Annotated in this window: 17 protein-coding genes and 1 CRISPR repeat array (1 of these 18 only partly in view); of the genes, 3 read left to right on the forward strand and 14 right to left on the reverse strand. The window is 35.5% G+C overall.

From position 1 onward, the window contains the following. A CRISPR array of direct repeats spans positions 1-1217; the repeat unit is 32 nt; unit sequence GTCGCACTCTTTATGGGTGCGTGGATTGAAAT (it extends 1930 nt beyond the left edge of the window). Between the two features lie 514 nt (positions 1218-1731). Next, positions 1732-2871, reverse strand: coding sequence for a response regulator (locus KI338_RS09940; RefSeq protein ID WP_212920851.1), 1140 nt, complete (start codon positions 2869-2871; stop codon positions 1732-1734). A 191-nt stretch (positions 2872-3062) separates the two neighbouring features. On the opposite strand from KI338_RS09940, the gene KI338_RS09945 reads away from it, so the two are divergent. Beyond that, a complete protein-coding gene (locus KI338_RS09945) occupies positions 3063-6149 on the forward strand; it encodes a hybrid sensor histidine kinase/response regulator (RefSeq protein ID WP_212920852.1) in 3087 nt (1028 codons plus the stop codon). Between the two features lie 151 nt (positions 6150-6300). Here the strand turns inward: KI338_RS09945 and srtD are convergent, their stop codons facing one another. From srtD to copZ (KI338_RS09990), 9 genes are all read right to left on the reverse strand, one after another. Next, positions 6301-6885: a class D sortase, LPxTATN-specific gene (gene srtD, locus KI338_RS09950; protein WP_212920853.1), complete on the reverse strand. Its 585-nt coding sequence runs from the start codon at positions 6883-6885 to the stop codon at positions 6301-6303. Between the two features lie 90 nt (positions 6886-6975). Further along, positions 6976-7806, reverse strand: a complete 831-nt coding sequence (locus KI338_RS09955) for a GNAT family N-acetyltransferase (protein ID WP_212920854.1) — start codon at positions 7804-7806, stop codon at positions 6976-6978. 1251 nt (positions 7807-9057) lie between these two features. Continuing rightward, on the reverse strand, positions 9058-9264 hold the full coding sequence (copZ, locus tag KI338_RS09960) for a copper chaperone CopZ (protein WP_212920855.1): 207 nt from the start codon (positions 9262-9264) through the stop codon (positions 9058-9060). Positions 9265-9294: 30 nt separating this feature from the next. Further along, positions 9295-11679 carry a heavy metal translocating P-type ATPase gene (locus KI338_RS09965; protein ID WP_212920973.1) on the reverse strand — a complete coding sequence of 795 codons (2385 nt, stop codon included), beginning with the start codon at positions 11677-11679 and terminating at the stop codon, positions 9295-9297. Positions 11680-11691: 12 nt separating this feature from the next. Further along, positions 11692-11994: a metal-sensing transcriptional repressor gene (locus tag KI338_RS09970; RefSeq protein ID WP_212920856.1), complete on the reverse strand. Its 303-nt coding sequence runs from the start codon at positions 11992-11994 to the stop codon at positions 11692-11694. Positions 11995-12202: 208 nt separating this feature from the next. After that, a complete protein-coding gene (locus tag KI338_RS09975) occupies positions 12203-12826 on the reverse strand; it encodes a nitrite reductase (RefSeq protein WP_212920857.1) in 624 nt (207 codons plus the stop codon). Positions 12827-12951: 125 nt separating this feature from the next. After that, positions 12952-13230 (reverse strand): glutaredoxin family protein, encoded by a 279-nt coding sequence (locus KI338_RS09980; protein WP_212920858.1) that lies wholly within the window; start codon positions 13228-13230, stop codon positions 12952-12954. Positions 13231-13256: 26 nt separating this feature from the next. After that, the gene (locus KI338_RS09985) at positions 13257-13931 is read right to left on the reverse strand and encodes a DUF8832 domain-containing protein (protein WP_212920859.1); all 675 of its coding nucleotides are present in this window, start codon (positions 13929-13931) and stop codon (positions 13257-13259) included. Between the two features lie 126 nt (positions 13932-14057). Continuing rightward, positions 14058-14264: a copper chaperone CopZ gene (gene copZ / locus KI338_RS09990; protein ID WP_212920860.1), complete on the reverse strand. Its 207-nt coding sequence runs from the start codon at positions 14262-14264 to the stop codon at positions 14058-14060. 278 nt (positions 14265-14542) lie between these two features. On the opposite strand from copZ (KI338_RS09990), the gene KI338_RS09995 reads away from it, so the two are divergent. Further along, positions 14543-14734 (forward strand): helix-turn-helix transcriptional regulator, encoded by a 192-nt coding sequence (locus KI338_RS09995; protein ID WP_212920861.1) that lies wholly within the window; start codon positions 14543-14545, stop codon positions 14732-14734. Beyond that, complete coding sequence (gene def / locus KI338_RS10000; RefSeq protein ID WP_212920862.1) at positions 14727-15302, forward strand: peptide deformylase; 576 nt, start codon at positions 14727-14729, stop codon at positions 15300-15302. Before KI338_RS09995 ends, def begins: the two co-directional genes overlap by 8 nt. Before the next feature lie 375 nt (positions 15303-15677). Here the strand turns inward: def and KI338_RS10005 are convergent, their stop codons facing one another. The 4 genes from KI338_RS10005 to KI338_RS10020 all read right to left on the reverse strand — a co-directional run bounded on the left by KI338_RS10005 (position 15678) and on the right by KI338_RS10020 (position 18985). Further along, positions 15678-16133 carry a GNAT family N-acetyltransferase gene (locus KI338_RS10005; RefSeq protein ID WP_212920863.1) on the reverse strand — a complete coding sequence of 152 codons (456 nt, stop codon included), beginning with the start codon at positions 16131-16133 and terminating at the stop codon, positions 15678-15680. 255 nt (positions 16134-16388) lie between these two features. Next, the gene (locus tag KI338_RS10010; protein ID WP_212920864.1) at positions 16389-17267 is read right to left on the reverse strand and encodes a class I SAM-dependent methyltransferase; all 879 of its coding nucleotides are present in this window, start codon (positions 17265-17267) and stop codon (positions 16389-16391) included. Positions 17268-17629: 362 nt separating this feature from the next. Continuing rightward, positions 17630-17977 carry a YkgJ family cysteine cluster protein gene (locus tag KI338_RS10015; protein WP_212920865.1) on the reverse strand — a complete coding sequence of 116 codons (348 nt, stop codon included), beginning with the start codon at positions 17975-17977 and terminating at the stop codon, positions 17630-17632. A gap of 615 nt (positions 17978-18592) precedes the next feature. Continuing rightward, positions 18593-18985: a hypothetical protein gene (locus KI338_RS10020; protein ID WP_212920866.1), complete on the reverse strand. Its 393-nt coding sequence runs from the start codon at positions 18983-18985 to the stop codon at positions 18593-18595. Positions 18986-19079 lie beyond the last annotated feature (94 nt).

A 19079-nucleotide genomic window follows, 5' to 3' on the forward strand; every position in this document is an offset into this window, starting at 1 on the left:
TATGGGTGCGTGGATTGAAATTTTGAGGTAATCTTTGAGTCAGTTTTAAATTTACGTCGCACTCTTTATGGGTGCGTGGATTGAAATACAAATTTCGAAGAAGAAAAATTAGCGTTTGCTAAGTCGCACTCTTTATGGGTGCGTGGATTGAAATATTGATGGCATTGATCCAGAGGAAACTATCTTTAGTCGCACTCTTTATGGGTGCGTGGATTGAAATACTCCTTAGGATACCTTGGCAAATCTGACTCTAAGTCGCACTCTTTATGGGTGCGTGGATTGAAATGATTATTGCGTCTAGGGGTGGTGCACTATGATTGTGTCGCACTCTTTATGGGTGCGTGGATTGAAATCAATTGAATCCGTCTTTACATTTAATGTATCAGAAGTCGCACTCTTTATGGGTGCGTGGATTGAAATAACGAAATTGGAAAAAGTTGCTATACTTACAAGTGTCGCACTCTTTATGGGTGCGTGGATTGAAATATTACTAGATTTTATTTTATCTGAATTCGACAAAGTCGCACTCTTTATGGGTGCGTGGATTGAAATTCTTCGCAGCATTAACGGAAACATGACTACTTGGTCGCACTCTTTATGGGTGCGTGGATTGAAATTTCGATTGCGTTAGCTGTATCTGTGTGGATTAGGTCGCACTCTTTATGGGTGCGTGGATTGAAATTTTGCTAAATGGTGGAGTTGTTGATACCAATGCCAGTCGCACTCTTTATGGGTGCGTGGATTGAAATCGGAACTGGTGTAGGTGGCTATGGAAACGTAGTTGTCGCACTCTTTATGGGTGCGTGGATTGAAATAGGAATTAATGAAGTTGCAACCTCAACAAGTGAAGTCGCACTCTTTATGGGTGCGTGGATTGAAATAGGTTCTGGTTCAGGATTAGGTTCAGGGTCAACACCGTCGCACTCTTTATGGGTGCGTGGATTGAAATCTGGAGTTACTACTACTAAGTTTGTTCCGCCCTCCAGTCGCACTCTTTATGGGTGCGTGGATTGAAATTGGAAGTAAGGGGAATTGCTACCACATAACAGACGTCGCACTCTTTATGGGTGCGTGGATTGAAATAGATTTAAAGGCAAGAGGAGGGTTTGAATGAATTGGTCGCACTCTTTATGGGTGCGTGGATTGAAATTTTGCTTACTCCATTTACTGTGATGGTGTGTGCCCGTCGCACTCTTTATGGGTGCGTGGATTGAAATTTGGTATTCCAAGCCTTGAATTTAATTTCTAGGTCGAAACTCTATTTGGGTGTCCAGATTTTATATGATAAAACGCTATGTCCTTATTCTTCAACTAAAAACTGATTCTAGTATAGTTTCATATACACACCTTAGTTAAGTCGTTACAAACTTTTCTGGTCCACTTTCAAGATTTTAACTAGTTACCTGAGCAATAAATCTCATCTACTGTTGGTTTAATTCTCGATTATATCGTTTTGACTCATAGAGCTTGGACTCCCCCTCTAGATAGTTGAATATTAATAGCCTATCCAGATTGTGTTCATATATCTATTCTACGTTCAGATAAAAAATAAAATTGGAAATGCTTATTTTATACTATATAAAGTTTGCAAATAAAGATGGAAATTAGGAATAGAAGACACTGAATTCGTATTGGGTTCAGTCTCTTCTTTTATAGCGCTTAAATAGAAATAATCACCTAGTCTTAAAGCTACATAAATCACTAGGCAATGGAGCTAGTTCTCCAAGGTAGCTAGCATGATTTACCCTTCCAAGCCTGATACCACTTGATTATTCGCTGGCTAGGCAACACGTTCAACTCATCTTTTAATTTAGTTTGTAATAATTGAAATTGCTCCTCTACTACACTTACTTTGTTCATAGATGCATAAACCATCATCAATTCAAAATAACTATCTTCCTCTTCAGGATACATCTGTTGAATTTTCATGCTGATTTTGATTGCGGCTTGCATGTCACCTTTTTTTCGATAAAATTGAATCAATCCTATTCCATGATTTATCCACAATCGCTTAAGTCGTTCTTTTTCTCCCTCTGCCCATAGGTAACTATAATCACCTAAATAATCCCCTTTATATTGATAAAATACCTTCTCATGCTCTGTACTATTTTGATCAGACAGTTTATCTAGATTAATTAATTGTTCTTCCCACTCCTCGGTTTCAATACGTATCGTTGAATTTTCTAACGTATACCCACCGTTTCTACTACTAATTCGAACAGCATCTAGTCCAACTTGCTTGAGAGTTCTTCGTATATGGTAAATAGTTGTATACAACTGCTGCATACCATTTTCTAAATCCACTGATGGCCACAGTAAATCTACTAATATGCCTCTATTAATCGTTTTACCTCTGTGATGGAGCAAGTAAGCAAAGAGCTCTTGTGCCTTAGATGTCCGCCACTTCAAGGTCTCTGATTCGGTTCCTCCCTTTTGCACCTTTAATTGATTAAAGCTCTGAATGATACTATTCTCACTGTCTCTTTTCACTTTAATTATCGGTTTATTACTAATTCGTTGGCTTAACTGCTCGATTGTCTTTTTTAGCCTTTCCACCCGTATCGGTTTCAATATGTAGTCAAACGCAAAAAGTTCAAATGCTTCAATCGCATACTGACTATACCCCGTAACAAAAACAATTTCTATATCTCCGGCCACTTCTTGAATTTTTTCTGCTAATTCCAACCCATTAATTCCGGGCATCTCAATATCCATAAATAACACATCTATGGGATTAGAAGTGATTTGTTTATAAGCTTGCATTGAATCCTGATAAACTCCTACGACCTCTACATTATCAATCTCATTTTCTAATATATCTTTAAGCCTTAATAATGGTAAATATTCATCGTCAATTAGAACGACTCTCATTTTATGACTGCCCCCTTATATAACAACCACAGTTGCTACACGATGTTTAACATAAATAATAAAGTTAATACATGACCTTATCAATTACGATATAATTATTGTAAAAAAAAATCTGTGAAATTACTATTTATCATACAAACCTGATATCTACATCAAGGATATTATACAAAGCGTTTAGAAGCGAGGAAAACATGAAAAAGAACAAACTATTCTTTGTCATAAGTATCGGATTATTTGTTACCATTTTAACTATTATTCGACTTATTTGGGAGTCTTTCCTAGCAGTACCTAATCACCCTGAAGCAGTTAATGGGGTGTTAGATTTGAGAGACTGGGAATTCTCGGAAAGTCAAACCATTCGGTTAAACGGAGAATGGGACTTTTACCCAGATATTCTGCTAGAACCCCGCGATTTAAATAATTCTGAAGCACTTTCAGGACAAAGAGAATTGGAAACGACTGAAAACTGGAAAAGCCTTGCAAAAAATTCCGCTTATAAGGTGGGGACATATCACCTTCGTATATTGCTTCATCCAAAAGATTTGCTAGAAACATATGGATTTCGTGTTAATAGCATTCCAACTGCATCCATGTTCTTTATAGACGGACAGCTATTAGGTGGGTCAGGAAACCCTTCTGAGGTTCTTCAGGATTACACACCTCAGAATCAACCCTATTCCTTATCTTATACTACAGATAAGGACCATATCGATGTACTCATTCAAGTCGCTCATAGCGAAAACGCTGGAACTATACTTCCATTTAAGACCATTAACTTCGGGCTTGACTCCGCAGTTAGTAAAGAAACATTATTTTGGATAATGATTCAGATAACAGTAGCTGCCATTTTATTTACGCTTGCGGTTTATGCAATCTTACTGTATATGATTGGCATTAAACAAAAGGTACTCGTTTATTTCTTTCTCCTAATGATAAATGGAATGTTAATCGTCCTAGTAAGTGATGATAGATTACTATTCGAGTTCATTTCTTTAGGCTTTGAGGCTAGAACTAGATTATCAATCTTAACCTATTCTTGTATTGGACAATCTCTCTTTCTGTTTTCCAAACACTTATTACCGCAATATGCTCATGGAAAAGCTTTTAAATGGTTTCCTAAGATAGGAATAGTTTATATATTGTTCGTTCTATTATTCCCATTGAAATATTTAGAACGGTTTAGCTTTGTTCTTTCCCTTTTTATGATTATAGCTGCTAGTCTTATTGTCATAATATTTATCAGAGCAATTTTAGACAAAATAGATGACATTATTTATTTATTACTCGGTGGAACAGCTGTATTACATAATATTATCTGGGTTGCAATAGCTCATAGATTGTCACTAGAAGTAAACTTTTATCCGTGGAACCTGCTCATAGCTGTTTTCTTATTTTCAGCATTTTGGTTCAAACGTTATTTTCGAAGTGTAAAACGAACCGAAGAGCTTACAAAAGAATTAATTAGAGCAGATCATAAAAAGGACGAATTTCTTGCTAAAACATCTCACGAATTGCGTAACCCACTACATGTTATCATTAATATAGCTCAATCCCTTCTCGAAAATGGAAAGAATAATATGGGGCAAAAAAACAACCAGGATTTGAAGCTACTTATTACTGTTGGAAGAAGAATGTCGTTATTGCTTAATGACATTCTTGATGTTACCCGATTGAAAGAGAATAAAGTACAGTTACATAAACGAAGCATTAAAATTCAATCTGTTGTTACTGGTGTAATAGACATGCTTCAATTTATGATAGAGGACCGAGACATAGAAATTTCCAATAAAATTCCTTCATCCTTTCCACCCGTTGTAGCGGATGAAAACAGACTTGTACAAATACTTATCAATCTCATGCATAATGCGATAAAATTTACAGATCAAGGGAAGATAACGATTTCAGGAACTGTCGCAGAGAATGAAGTTTCTATCCATATCTCTGATACAGGTATCGGAATGGGAGAAGCTATACTTAATCGAATTTTTCAGCCATATGAACAAGCTGATATGGATAAGGATGCAAACCGTGGAGGTATTGGTCTAGGATTAACGATATGCAAACAATTGATTGAATTGCATGGTGGCAGATTAACAGTCGAGTCTAGGATGGAAAAAGGTTCTGTCTTTACTTTCACATTACCGATTCGTTCAGAACAGAATGAAGAAAAGGTTAAAGAAAGTTTTGTTAACCCAGAAAGTGAGGTTGCAGCAACCGCCTTTATCGACCCTCCTTCATTTAGGACTCTATCTTATAATCGGGATAATACACTATTTTTAGGAAAAACAAAGTTATTAGTCGTTGATGATGATTCTGTAAATCTACGTGTTCTTAAGAGCATATTGTCAACTGACAATTACAATATTACGACAGTAACTAGTGGAAAAGAAGCATTAGAGAAAATAAATAAAGAGCAATGGGATCTGGTCATTAGCGATGTCATGATGCCTAACATGTCTGGGTATGAATTGACCGAAAAAATTCGCAAAAAGTATTCTATTTCAGAATTACCTATTCTACTTCTGACTGCACGAAGTCATCCTGAGGACCTCTATAGAGGATTTCTCTCTGGTGCGAATGATTACATCACAAAGCCAGTAGAACCACTAGAATTAAAGGCAAGAGTAGAGCTATTAACTAATCTAAAACAATCCATTACAGAGCTACTTAAAATGGAGGCTGCATGGCTACAAGCACAAATAAAGCCACATTTTCTGTTTAACACCTTAAATACAATCTTAGTATTATTGGACCATGATTCGAAAAAGGCAAAAATGGTGTTTGAAGCATTTTGTAACTTTTTACAAACTAGTTTTCAAATGCACAACTCCAATGCTGTTATACCGTTAAATGATGAGCTTGACCTTATACGTTCATACTTAACTATTGAAAAAGTAAGATTTGGTGACAGATTGCGTTATATATGGGATGTGGACAATAACATTGATTCTCATGTACCTCCACTATCTATACAGACAATTGTTGAAAATGCACTTAATCACGGAATACTTAAACGCCCATCAGGAGGAACATTGCACATTCGAATTCACCAGGTTCAAGATGCAATAACTATTACAGTAGAAGACGACGGGATCGGAATGGATGAAATAAAGCTAAAGAAAATAGTTGAAAGAAAAGCTAATCAAAAAAACGGAATAGGGCTATATAATACAAATAAACGCTTAAAGCAACTATATGGACGAGGTCTATTAATAGAAAGTAGACCGAATGAAGGTACTAAAGTATCCTTTACAATTCCAATTAACAACGCACAATAGAAATGGAGTAAATAAAAACAAACCTAGCGCATTTTAATTAAAGATTGCTCTAGGTTTGTTTTTATTTTATTTTCCTATAAAATGTCCTATTTTTTGCACTGCAACAATGGACCTTTTATTTAAGTCTTTTATTATAAATATTTAAAATATTTTAATTAACTCTTTTTGCAGTATAAATAAATCGTTCTGGTGCATCCCCTAAATATCCGAAGGGATAACATGTCGTTACTGTTAGAATTTCTTCCGGAGCGGTAGATTTGATGACGGTTCGATCATCCGCGTCTACAATTTTAGTGTCTACAATCTCATACGTGAACTCGCCATATTGTACCTTCACAATAAAATGGTCGCCAATTTCGAGTTCATCAAACTTTTTAAATACAGTATCTCGATGACCAGACAATACGATTTGATCACCTTGAGTAGGAAGAGCGGTACCTATATAATGTCCGACCCCTTTTCTTAATTCTTCATCATTCGTACCCTCAACAATTGGTAGCTTCTCATCTATCTTAGGAACCTCCAACACACCAATGGTATCTCCTTTATCAAAGCTTGGAATACTAATCTCGGTTCCTTCCGGATTAGTGCCTGCTAATATGTCTTCAGCTTCTGCCAACGTTTCATCTGTGTATTTCTTTGCTTCCCAAATTTGATAGATGGCGTAACCTGACAACAAAACACCCGCTATTATTAAGGCTATCGAAAAGAAATGAATTAATTTTTTAAATCGCATCGTCACACAACCTACTTTCATGCAACATATTGTCTATATAGTGTTATATAATTCTATCATTTTAGACTATACATAAACTATATAAAATATCTATTCAAGTGAAAAATAATATCCAGTATAGTTAAATTCATTTTTAAATCCAATATTCTCCGCAACTGCAACGGAAGGCTTATTCATTTCCATACAATCCCAATACGGAACCATATGATTCTCGAAACAATCTTTAACAAAACTGTGAGCTACCTTTTGAGCTAATTTTTTCCCCTGATGTGCCTCTAATGTTTCAATATTGATGCAGTGAACATTTCCTGCGACAAAGCCTGAAAAACAAACACTAACAATCTCATTGTTATAAAGGATACAATAACCAATGCCATTTCTAAGGAAGATCTCTGGTGAGGACCAATACGCTAAAACTTTTGATTGTAAAAATTCTATGTTGTTTATCGTGTTACTCTTATTTTCAAAGAGTGTATTGCAGATTCTAATGACCCTATATCCTTCTTCAATTGCTGGCACAGAATTACTTTTAAAATCGCCCTTTCGCATAGTATAAACCCTCTGAATCCAGCTCTCTATTTTGCGATGTTCAAAAACGCTCTCAATAACCTTATTCCATTTTTCATGATTACCAACTACTTCAAACCATTTTAGTTGGACCTTTTTTGCTTCCGATTTGATTACATTGTCAATAAAATGGTTCAATTCATTATTAAATGCATCGTTTTTCTCACTTCCAAAAAGGATAAAGCCATCATTATTTCCTAACCAAATAAGCCCGGATGTAGGGTTCTTACTATCATTTACAAAGATACGGCCCGGATTAATATTTTCAACAATTGCTTTTGCTTCTAAATGCCCTTGTTCATTTAACAGCTTTCTACACTTACCGAAATCAGTTTTATCTAATTCTACAATCATAATATAGCACCTGTTATCTCTCTCAAAAATTTCTTCGTTCAATATCCAACCATATTATCATAAATTTTCCAAAAATTCATCGTTTTATTGTGTTGTTAATCCATTTTCTACTCATTAATGGGATTAGGAATTGAAGAAGTAATCAATAGTATGTTACTCAAACTAAAATAGCTAAAAAAGGGGTATTCGGATTATAGTGTGGAACAAATAAATCCTTTGATTTCTTATATGGTACATGGCTAAAGGAGAACAACTATCACACGCTTAGATACGATATCGAACTATAGGATGAACGTTACAAACCTAAAGATACAAAAAATGAAATTGAGGTGTATGTTACTGTGAAGCATACTTAATTTATTTAAGGAGGCAGTGGAAGAAACCAATTCCAATTGCTTCTTTTTAAACTAGCATCTTTTTCGAACACATGAACCCCGCTTCATTGGCTCGGAATTGCGGTTATTTTCGTAGCAATTTCATTAACGAGCTTGGTAGATATTTGTTTTGTTAGCAAAAGGTGATAGGTAGGTTACTATGATATGCATTACGTTTGTCATTAAGGTGATCCAATTACGCTGGTGGCTTGTTTTTCTTTAACTTTGTCTATTAAAACGGGGCTATTAGACTGTGTTCCGCGTTTTTCATTATCTTAGTCCATTAGAGCAGTTCTATTGGACTGAGTTCCACGTTTTTCGTTATCTTTGTCTATTAGAGCCTCTCTATTAGACTGAATTCCGGGTTTTTCGTTATCTTTGTCTATTAGAGCGGTTCTATTAGACTGTGTTCCGCGTTTTTCATTATCTTTGTCTATTAGAGCGGTTCTATTGGACTGTGTTCTGCGTTTTTCGTTATCTTTGTCTATTAGAACGGTTCTATTGGACTGTGTTCCGCGTTTTTCATTATCTTAGTCCATTAGAGCAGTTCTATTGGACTGTGTTCTGCGTTTTTCGTTATCTTTGTCTATTAGAGCCTCTCTATTAGACTGAGTTCCACGTTTTTCGTTATCTTTGTCTATTAGAACGGTTCTATTGGACTGTGTTCTGCGTTTTTCGTTATCTTTGTCTATTAGAACGGTTCTATTGGACTGTGTTCTGCGTTTTTCGTTATCTTAGTCCATTAGAGCGGTTCTATTAGACTGTGTTCTGCGTTTTTCGTTATCTTTGTCTATTAGAGCGGTATTTCAACACTATTTTCCGATTACCCAAAAAAAGCTGATTTCCGTAACAGGAAATCAGCTGTTGATTCATATATTTAATTTTCAACATCATAGCCTTGCTCTTCGATAGCATCTTTCATGGTCTCAACATTTACCTTTGATTCATCAAAAGTAATATCTACTTTACCAGCTTCTAAACTTACTTCTGCTTTTGATACGCCATCTAATTTTTTTAATGCACCTTCGACTGACATTTTACAATGACCACAGGTCATACCTCGTACATTTAACGTTTTCTCCATTTTCTTTTCACCTCCTTTAAAAGGGTCTGATTATAGTTTTACTCGTTTTAAACGAAGTGAGTTGGTAACAACACTTACAGAACTTAATGCCATTGCTGCACCAGCAACCCATGGTGCGAGTAGCCCAATAGCTGCTACTGGAATTCCTGCTGTATTATAGCCGAATGCCCAGAAGAGGTTTTGACGGATATTTCGAATGGTTGCATGACTAATTCTAATGGCTTTCGGTATGAGCAATAGTTCACCACCCAGTATAGTTACGTCAGCAGCTTCAATCGCTACTTCTGTACCAGTTCCGATAGCAATTCCAATATCTGCAGTAACTAATGCAGGTGCATCGTTCACACCGTCACCAACCATTGCCACTTTTTTACCCTGTGCTTGAATTTCTTTCACTTTATCGGCTTTCTCTTCAGGCAATACCCCGGCAATCACTTTGTCAATTCCTACCTGTTTTCCAATTGCTTGAGCTGTTCTTTCGTTATCACCTGTTAACATGATTACTTCTAGCCCTTGTTCTTTCAATTCTCTAATTGCTTGTGGTGCTGTTTCTTTAATCGTATCTGCAACAGCCACTATTCCACGAAACTCCCCTTCAATGGCAATCAACATCGCTGTTTTGCCATTGGTTTCATATTCAACTAATTTATCTTCATTCGCTTTAATATCAATTTGGTGATCATTCATTAACTTTCTATTTCCAACAAGAACTTGTTTTCCAGCAATCTTGGCTTCGATACCATGACCAGGTATCGCATGAAATTCATCGACATCCACAAAATCAATTTCGTTTTCTGTTGCGTACGCCACGATAGCGCCTGCTAATGGATGCTCTGAACCCTTTTCTGCGCTTGCCAATAATTGCAGTGCTTCTTTATCGCCAGTAAAATCCGTTACTTCCGGCTTTCCTTTTGTAATGGTTCCTGTTTTATCAAGAACGATAGCATTCAACTGATGGGTTCTTTCTAAATGTTCTCCACCTTTAAACAAGATGCCATTTTCAGCAGCCTTACCCGTACCAACCATAATAGATGTTGGAGTTGCTAACCCTAAAGCACACGGACAAGCGATAACCAGAACTGCAATTGCCGCCACTAATGCAGGTTCAAATTGACCTGGATCGACAAACACGATCCAAACAATAAATGTTAGAATAGCAATTCCTACAACAATTGGTACAAAATAGCCAGATATAATATCAGCCAAACGTTGTATTGGCGCTTTTGATCCTTGCGCTTCTTCGACCACTTTGATAATCGATGCAAGGGCAGTATCTTTTCCAACCTTTGTCGCTTCCATTTCAATGGAACCATTTTTATTAATGGTAGCCCCAATTACTTTAGTTCCGGGATCCTTTTCGATAGGAATTGATTCTCCTGTAAGCATGGATTCATCTACAGAGGTTCTTCCTTTAACAACGATACCATCTACAGGTATTTTTTCCCCTGGTTTTACAACTAATCTATCACCGACAATAACTTCCTCAACCGGAATCATCACTTCTTGCCCATCTCTGATGACACGAGCTTCTTTTGCTTGTAAGTTAAGCAATTCAGATAGTGCATTCGTTGTCTGGCTCTTTGCTCTTGCTTCTAAATATTTACCAAATAAGATCAACGTTATTAACACAGCACTGGTTTCAAAGTATAAATGTGGCATATATTCAGGATTACCGATGGTCTTCACTGCTTCGTACAAGCTATAGAAGTATGCAGCACTTGTACCTAGTGCCACTAGCACATCCATGTTTGCTCCACCATTGCGAAGGTTCTTATATGCACCTACATAAAATTGCCATCCAATGATAAATTGAACAGGGGTTGCTAAAGCAAATTGGAACCATGGATTCATGAATATATCCGGTATAGTCATATTAAATAAATGAACAAGCATGGTAACCAATAGTGGTATCGAAAGGATGGCAGAAACAATCAACTTGATCTTTTTACCTTGAAGCTCTTTCTCCTTATAGGTTTGCTTTTCCTTTACTTCTACCTTTGGTTTTGCGTCATAGCCAATATTTTTAATCTTTTCAATCAAGCTTTCTACATCGACTAATGCTGGATTGTATTCAATCGCTGCACTTTCTGTCGTTAAGTTCACTGTGGCATTCGAAACGCCCTCTTGTTTATTCAGTACCTTTTCAATCCGGGTTGAGCATGCTGCACAGGTCATTCCAAACACATCGAGATCTACTTTCTCTTTTAATACACCATAACCGATATTTTCTATTTTCTTTGTAATCTCATCTAGTGAGGTTTTTTCTGGATTGTAATCAATAGATGCCTTTTCCGTAGTTAAATTAACCTGAGCTTCTACCCCATCCATTTTATTTAATGTCTTTTCAATACGGTTGGAGCATGCCGCACAGGTCATACCCGTTATACCTAATGAAGCGTGACTTGTTTCGCTCATCATGATTCCCTCCTACTTGGAGAATTGTTTTAGAACCTCCATTAATTCTTCAATCGTTTCTTTGCCTTCACCTTGTCTAATTGCATCACTGACACAATGGTTAATATGTCGTTCCGTAACAGCGAAGCCTACATTTTTTAAAGCGGACTGAATGGCACTAATTTGTACTAGAATATCGACACAATAACGATCATCTTCCACCATCTTCTGTATTCCACGAACTTGACCTTCTATTCGTTTTAAACGATTAATAACTTTTTGCTTTTCATCATGTGTTCTCGGTTTACTTGGGTGATCATGTAAGAATTTATCCAAATAAATCACTTCCTTATTTTTTATACTTATACTATACCCCCATACGGTATTATTGTCAACTGAAAAACTCCAGATGATGGACTGAAGAAAGGAATGTCGTAATTTCAGAATGCATTCGTGTAACCAGATACCCAAGTTCACCTATACTCACAAAGTAAATGATTTTATCGTGTCCTTATGGCAGTAACGCTTATCATTTCAAAAAGTCTTATAGTAATCCAATCAATTGTTCTTTCCCTATCCTCTTCCAGAACTTAAAAAATGTCTCCCGCTTTTTCCCCATTTCCGAGTAGGTATCAATAATCTTTTCTATCGTATCGTATAATTCCTCTGGCTCTATATTTTCCTTGAGCAAACATCCGACCTCCGCATCCATTCCTTTTCCCTTTCCGCCGACATATAAATTGTAATAATCCTTAAACTTCATAACACCAATGTCGCTTACCATCGGTTCACCACAGCCTATAGGGCAACCAGTATAGGCCATCTTCAGTGTAAATGGCACCGGTTTACCCGCAAATCGTTTGTTTAATTCTTTTGCTACTGGCATTCCTTCTCTTTCTTCACCTTTACAGAAATTGCAGGTTCGCAAGCTCTTTACAAAGTTACCGACTGGATAATAAGACAATCCAACACGTTCAAACTCTGCTATAATTTCTTCTTTTCTATTCTCTGGAATCTCGATATACAGCTGTTGAAAAGTGGTTAATTCAAGTTCATCATCTGCATTCATATACGTTGAGATGGTCACCAATTGTTTAGCATCTAGCTTTGCCCCATAGCCTATTCCCCCGTTTACGGCTATTTTAACTTTCTTCAACTCGTTTTCCATAAATCTCTCCCCTTTTATAATTCTCCATATTATTTCGCACATTAGCAGTTACCATACTGGGGGAGGGTATAAATATTTCAAAAAAATATATTTACTTACCCTCACCCCAAAGTATGGAATGCCAACTATCCTACTTTTAACAGTTTCTTTATTTCATCCTTATTCGTTTCAAACCCTATCATACTCTTTGTCTTTCTCATCAATCCGAATAAAGATGACTGAGAAAATACAAGCGCTGGTACGATTCTATTTCCCGTTATTTTTATAAGCTCTTTTTCTTTTGCTGGGTCTTTTGCTAAATCGTATTCCTTATGAGGAATATCGTGACGTTTCAAGAATTCTTTTAAGTCCTGGCAATCAGAGCAAGTAGGTCGAGTGTACACTTCAAGTCGATAGTCCTTCATCTACCTTACCTCCTTTAACAATTTGCTTATTCCTTTACCTCTATAACAAAAGGATAGACATATTTGTTATCACTGAACTTAAATTCTGCCCAAATCTTGTACATACCGGGCTTAGTAAAATACGCATTAAAGGTAGTTGTATTTGCTGAAGCTGGATGGACATGAATATACGTTTCGACATTCTCATCAACAATAACTACATGGCCTAAAGCACCAAGATGTGGCTCTGGCTTTTCTCCATGCATATGAAAGACTAACGGAACTTCTTCCCCAACAGTTGCATCTACGTCAACTAAAGTTATTGTCTTTCCATTTTGCTCTTTCGTCCAATTATCCTTTCCGTCAAGGTTCGCTTTGCTCGTATCCTTTGTTCCAACTTGTAAAATATTTGGCTTAATCTGGTATGCTTTATTTTTCGGTGTTATATCAACGAACGCTTGATAGGTACCATCTTTCAGAAGTTGGTTTACTGTATAGATTTCTTGTTGCTCCTTCGTTGGATGTAGATGAAAGTACTCCTTCAAATCATTAGAAACAATAATGAAATGCATCACTTTTTCATGTTGAGTCGAAAGCTCGGGTGGGTTACCATTATCATCTTCCAACTTAATAACAACTTTTCCATTATTATAGGTCACAGTTGTTTTAATTTCTAATTCCATATTATGTGCATGGTGATGATGATGTTTACTATGATCCATTGTTCCTTCCTCCTTTTGAACTTGTGAATTTGTAATAGATTATCTTCTTTAAACCTTACGATAACCAACACTATATTAAATTACTCAGGAAAATTAGCTTTTTGGTATTATTTAAAGTTCAGTTTCTTACGCAACATCATATCCTTGCTCTTCAATAACTGCTATAATATCCTTCAATTCGACTTTCTCTGGATCAAAGGCTACATCCACCTTTCCATCCTGTAAATGAACTTTTACTTCTTTAACACCATTTAGATATCCAACACTTTGTTCAATAGAATTCACGCAATGCCCACAAGACATCCCTTGTACGTTAACTGTTTTATTTAACATGTTAAATACCTCCTAGTTTTTATTTCACCCCCACTTTACCATACCCCCGATGGGTATTGTCAAGTATAAAAATCGAACTACTCGTTCCAAATTTACCTCGAGACATATTTGGATAACCGTTAATGCTTCTTCCAGTTCATGCACTAACTAAGTCAATGCTTGATTACACCGATTACTAATACACCCTCAAGAAAATGGTAAAATGTCTAAAGTTATTGACATTTTTATCAAAATTGATAAAATAATTATGTCCAAAACATTTGACATAGGTGATACTGTTGAAAAATAAAATTAAAGCAATACGAAAGAAACTGGGGATAACACAAGAACAGCTCGCTAAGGAGTGTGGTGTTGTTAGACAAACGATAAATTGTATCGAAAATGATAAATATGACCCCACACTGGTGCTAGCTTTCAAATTATCGAAAACTCTAAAAGTAAAGGTAGATGAGTTATTTATTTATGAGTAAATTTCATTCAACGTACATAATTACAATGGAAGATATCATAAGGGAAGGAAATGAAATTCTTCGTCAACCAACAAAAGAAATAATAGGAGCTCCATCTGATGAAGATAAGGAAACATTAATTTGTATGATGAATTTCTTGAAAAATAGTCAAGATCGCCATCTATCAAAAAAATACAAATTGCGTGCAGGAGTTGGCTTATCCGCAAATCAGATTGGCTTAAATAAGCGAATGTTCGTAGCTTATTTGACTGATGAGAAGGGGAATAAGCATGAATATTCTTTAATTAATCCGAAAATAATCAGCCATTCCGTTTCCATGATTTACTTACCACCTAGCGAAGGTTGCCTCTCCGTTGATCGTGATATAAAAGGGTTTGTTCCCAGATATGAGAAGATTAAAGTTAGAGGGCTAAACGTAGAGGGGGAAGAAATAGTAGTGAAGCTTAAAGGCTATGCCTCTATTGTTGTTCAACATGAAATCGATCATCTTAATGGAATTATGTTTTATGATCACATTAATAAAGAAAATCCTTTTAAACTACCTGAAAACTGTAGAAGTTTATACTAAAAAATTAGCTCCATATTCAAGACTTATTACTATATAGGTCATTTGGTTAAGGTAACGTTATAAATCATATTTACTAAGTAATACCATGTACACGGTGACAAAGTAATCAATGAAGTGAATGCACCAGGGTAAATTGAACGAATGATGGATTGCCCCATATGAATAAAAGCATGTAGAATAAAACCAATAGCAACATGGTAAAAAGATAACTATTACCAAAGGCTCCTTGATCACCTATTGATTAGCCAAAATAGCTAAATTACTAATGAATAGAAATATAACTATTATGGCAACCGCAAACTCAGTAGTTGCCATATTCGTTATCTTTTTGATTACTGTATCTGCAATCTCACCGTTTAGCTGAATAACTACAACTTAGCGTTTAAACTCGATAAAGTGACTGGAATTCGAATAAATATTTCCCTTTGAAAATCCAATTAAAGTATAAAATTTATCAGCCTGTTCGGTGTCTGTATAAAGTACCAATATTTTATAATATCTTTTTGCTTCGTTAATTATTTCTTTTACCAAAAGACTTCCGATGCCGTTTCTTCTATACGCTTTGCTAACATAAAATCTTCTTAGCCTGCCAATATTTTGTCCATATGAAAATGGGTCTTTGTTTAATCCACCAATAGCAACAAGTACATTGTCATCATTAAACACACCAAATAAACCCTCTCCAAAATCGTTGAAGGTATTGCTGCCATTTTTATAATCATTTACTAATCTTTCTACAAAACAAAAACCTTCTTCTCTGCTTTGTTTTACTAAACTATCCAAATCAAAATTCAATAGATTATGTATACGCTTGACCTCATATTTCCTCATATAGTTTCTCTCCAATAGATTTTTCTAAAGCAAAATACACTCAAAGCTATTTGACCAAAATTATTATAGGATCTATAGATTCATTGGACATTAGTAAACGAACGGAAATATTCACGCTTCTACATTACAATTTTGATTGAAATAAAGTTTTGCTTAAATTAAAAGGTTCAATAGCACAGTTACTAAAACAAATATCTATTCTTTCATTAAATCACCCATTTATTGAATAAAAATTTAAAGGGCTAGGATTAATCACTATTTTTTTATCTCTCCAAAAGTAATTTTCATGCTGGGGGCGTAAATTAAAGAGGAGTCCATGTTAAATACTTGTGAAAACAGTAGTTCAGCCTCAAATTGCTCTAGTGCATCCTTAGCTGATATCCCTCGTTTTATCAAGTTTTCAATAAACTGGGCTTTATCTACAGGTGCTCCACCCACTCCATCCTCCTTAAGTGAATGAAACAATTTTTGCTTATCTTGTTGATTCTTATCAGGATGGAGGAAATTAACCTTATCACTGACTCGACACTCAATGTTCTTCACGCCCAATTCAGATAAATAAATGGGTACTTTTGCTCCAATATTCCCATCATTTCCAGTTTTGTTTTTACTTCCTTCAAATAGTTTCTGAAGAATACCTAGTGGAACAATTTGTGATTGTTCATATCCCGCAAGTTCGTATGATGACATACCTGATATCCAATGTGGCTCGAAGCAAATTATTTTTCCATCGTTAACAATAGAATCTATCATTCTTTGAAGCATTCTTTTTGGTTCGGACATATGTAACAAAAAAGCATGACAAACAGCAATGTCGTACTTACTCTCCATTTCTATCTCATTCGTATCCGCTACAAAGAATTCCGTTTCATACGGAAGGTTATGAAAGTATTCTTTCGCCTTATTAATAAGCTGTTGGCCTTTATCTATTCCTGTGTATTTAGAGCCCTTTGGTAAAATTGGCAATAATTTCAGTCCTAAATACCCATATCCACAACCAAAATCTATTATATGTATCGGTTTAGAAATCTTCCAAACGCTAGTTACTAGAAACTCCAAATAGTCATCGTTATAATATAAATCTCTTGTTCTTCTTAGATATTCCAGTTGGGTATCCCAATAATACGCCTCCATACAAGTCCTCCCTTATCCTTTTTTAAGGAACAAATTATTATATTACAAACTCGATAGTTACTTCTTCTATAACCAGGTTCATTAGAACGTCTGTCACTCATGCTAACATATACTAACGCAATATCCCAAAAATACTATAATAATATTGACTAAAAAAGGTGACCATTCTATGATCACCTTGTTCATTCCTCAAATAGTGCAATTTAAAAGCTCGATTATTCCATAAATGAAGTATCATAAGAGTTTTTAAGTGGTTTTATTATAACACTAGCCAGGTAAAACCCATCAGCCCATATAGAAGGATTTCCCTTAATTGAATATGTTTCTATTTCTTTGAACGATTTCTCCAACCTTGAGCACCATTATTTAAAATCTCTCCAAGTAAAATCAACACTCAGAATCCCTACTGGCTTTTCATCGGCTATATAGTTATCTTTAGTAGCTAATTTCGGTTCGCGAAAACAAGCAAGATTTTGATGGTACCCAAATGCCCTGCAAATTGATGGACGTACGGAATGAATACCACATCGATCATTTACTTCATCATAAAAAATACAGGTACCAAAAAAACGTTGTTGCTTTTCTAATTCTAATCGTTTTTTTGGAGGCATCGCCTTTACCTTCTTTTTTATTCTCTTTAGCTCGGCCTCTGTAATAGGAACTGGCCCACAACACATCCCTTTGCAGCCTTTACAAGGTAAAGTTTCCATTGAATCATCTCCTAGAATTATTTTTAAGACGGAATCTGGTATATGAATCTTCTAGTTGAATGAATAAACATAGTATTTCATACATAATGAACGGCATTGCTCACTTATCGAGGTATTTCTATTCTCAACAAAACGCAGTCCTATCCCCTAATCCATCCGATAGTTTATATGACATTTCTTCTTAACTTAACGAGCGATATTATTTTTTAGTCCCTCCTTTATAATCTTAAAGCAACTCAAAAAGGTCTTAGACACATTTGAAGTAGCTTTCATCAAATGGTCAAAGACCTTACATTAGCTGTTTAGAAATATAGACTCGTTACTAACAATAGAAGATACCACATTTAAATTATGAGAATAGTATATCTATTAATTAGTATAACAAAATTGTCCGCTTCCCACAAATAATAAGTAATTAGAGTAGTAGGTAGAATCTATTTCCGCAATCGCGCAATAAATGGATTACCCTAATACTAATGCTGCATCCCTAATTAAACCTACTTACAGAGTAAGTAGCTATCCTATTCTATAGTGAATCCCTGCAATAGAAACAGTGTTTATAACGGAACCGTACGTTAGAATGTCAATCACTTTCATTACATATTTTATTTATTATTATTCTAAGGAGTCTTTTATTAATTTAAATCGCTCATTGATCATTTCATGAGGATTAATGTTTTTAAATGCAGCAGCCTTAGCTGAAAAACTAGCAAAATTTAACCCTGCACCAAATATTTGTAATGCACCATCAGCCAGGTTTCCTTTTTTCAAGTCCTCAATACCATCTTTAATAAAGTTATTACTTTCGTCTAGATGGCAATCTGCTATATATTTTTCTCCTTCGTGAAATAATTTTAGATTTTCTAATATTTGGTTAGCTGTATTTTCCGATATCCCTGCATCTATATCCATCAGCATATCGTTAATAGGTTTTACTAGCTTTCCATATAAACTGTCATATTCTTGACAGTACATTGCAATTTTTTCTCTTAACTCTTTTGAATTCATTGCACTTAGCCCCTTCTATAAATTTATTTCCTCGAATAGCTTGCTCTCATTTTAAAAATTTTATTACTACTATCATGAGAAGAAGCTAAGTTGA

The organism is Ornithinibacillus bavariensis (genome assembly GCF_018333235.1).
GTDB lineage: Bacteria > Bacillota > Bacilli > Bacillales > Amphibacillaceae > Ornithinibacillus > Ornithinibacillus bavariensis.

Excerpts from the sequence above, each read along its gene's own strand:
- KI338_RS09940 (WP_212920851.1), bottom strand. The coding sequence starts at position 2,871 with ATGAGAGTCGTTCTAATTGACGATGAATATTTACCATTATTAAGGCTT.
- KI338_RS09945 (WP_212920852.1), top strand. The coding sequence starts at position 3,063 with ATGAAAAAGAACAAACTATTCTTTGTCATAAGTATCGGATTATTTGTT.
- srtD (WP_212920853.1), bottom strand. The coding sequence starts at position 6,885 with ATGCGATTTAAAAAATTAATTCATTTCTTTTCGATAGCCTTAATAATA.
- KI338_RS09955 (WP_212920854.1), bottom strand. The coding sequence starts at position 7,806 with ATGATTGTAGAATTAGATAAAACTGATTTCGGTAAGTGTAGAAAGCTG.
- copZ (WP_212920855.1), bottom strand. The coding sequence starts at position 9,264 with ATGGAGAAAACGTTAAATGTACGAGGTATGACCTGTGGTCATTGTAAA.
- KI338_RS09965 (WP_212920973.1), bottom strand. The coding sequence starts at position 11,679 with ATGAGCGAAACAAGTCACGCTTCATTAGGTATAACGGGTATGACCTGT.
- KI338_RS09975 (WP_212920857.1), bottom strand. The coding sequence starts at position 12,826 with ATGGAAAACGAGTTGAAGAAAGTTAAAATAGCCGTAAACGGGGGAATA.
- KI338_RS09980 (WP_212920858.1), bottom strand. The coding sequence starts at position 13,230 with ATGAAGGACTATCGACTTGAAGTGTACACTCGACCTACTTGCTCTGAT.
- KI338_RS09985 (WP_212920859.1), bottom strand. The coding sequence starts at position 13,931 with ATGGATCATAGTAAACATCATCATCACCATGCACATAATATGGAATTA.
- copZ (WP_212920860.1), bottom strand. The coding sequence starts at position 14,264 with ATGTTAAATAAAACAGTTAACGTACAAGGGATGTCTTGTGGGCATTGC.
- def (WP_212920862.1), top strand. The coding sequence starts at position 14,727 with ATGAGTAAATTTCATTCAACGTACATAATTACAATGGAAGATATCATA.
- KI338_RS10005 (WP_212920863.1), bottom strand. The coding sequence starts at position 16,133 with ATGAGGAAATATGAGGTCAAGCGTATACATAATCTATTGAATTTTGAT.
- KI338_RS10010 (WP_212920864.1), bottom strand. The coding sequence starts at position 17,267 with ATGGAGGCGTATTATTGGGATACCCAACTGGAATATCTAAGAAGAACA.
- KI338_RS10015 (WP_212920865.1), bottom strand. The coding sequence starts at position 17,977 with ATGGAAACTTTACCTTGTAAAGGCTGCAAAGGGATGTGTTGTGGGCCA.
- KI338_RS10020 (WP_212920866.1), bottom strand. The coding sequence starts at position 18,985 with ATGAATTCAAAAGAGTTAAGAGAAAAAATTGCAATGTACTGTCAAGAA.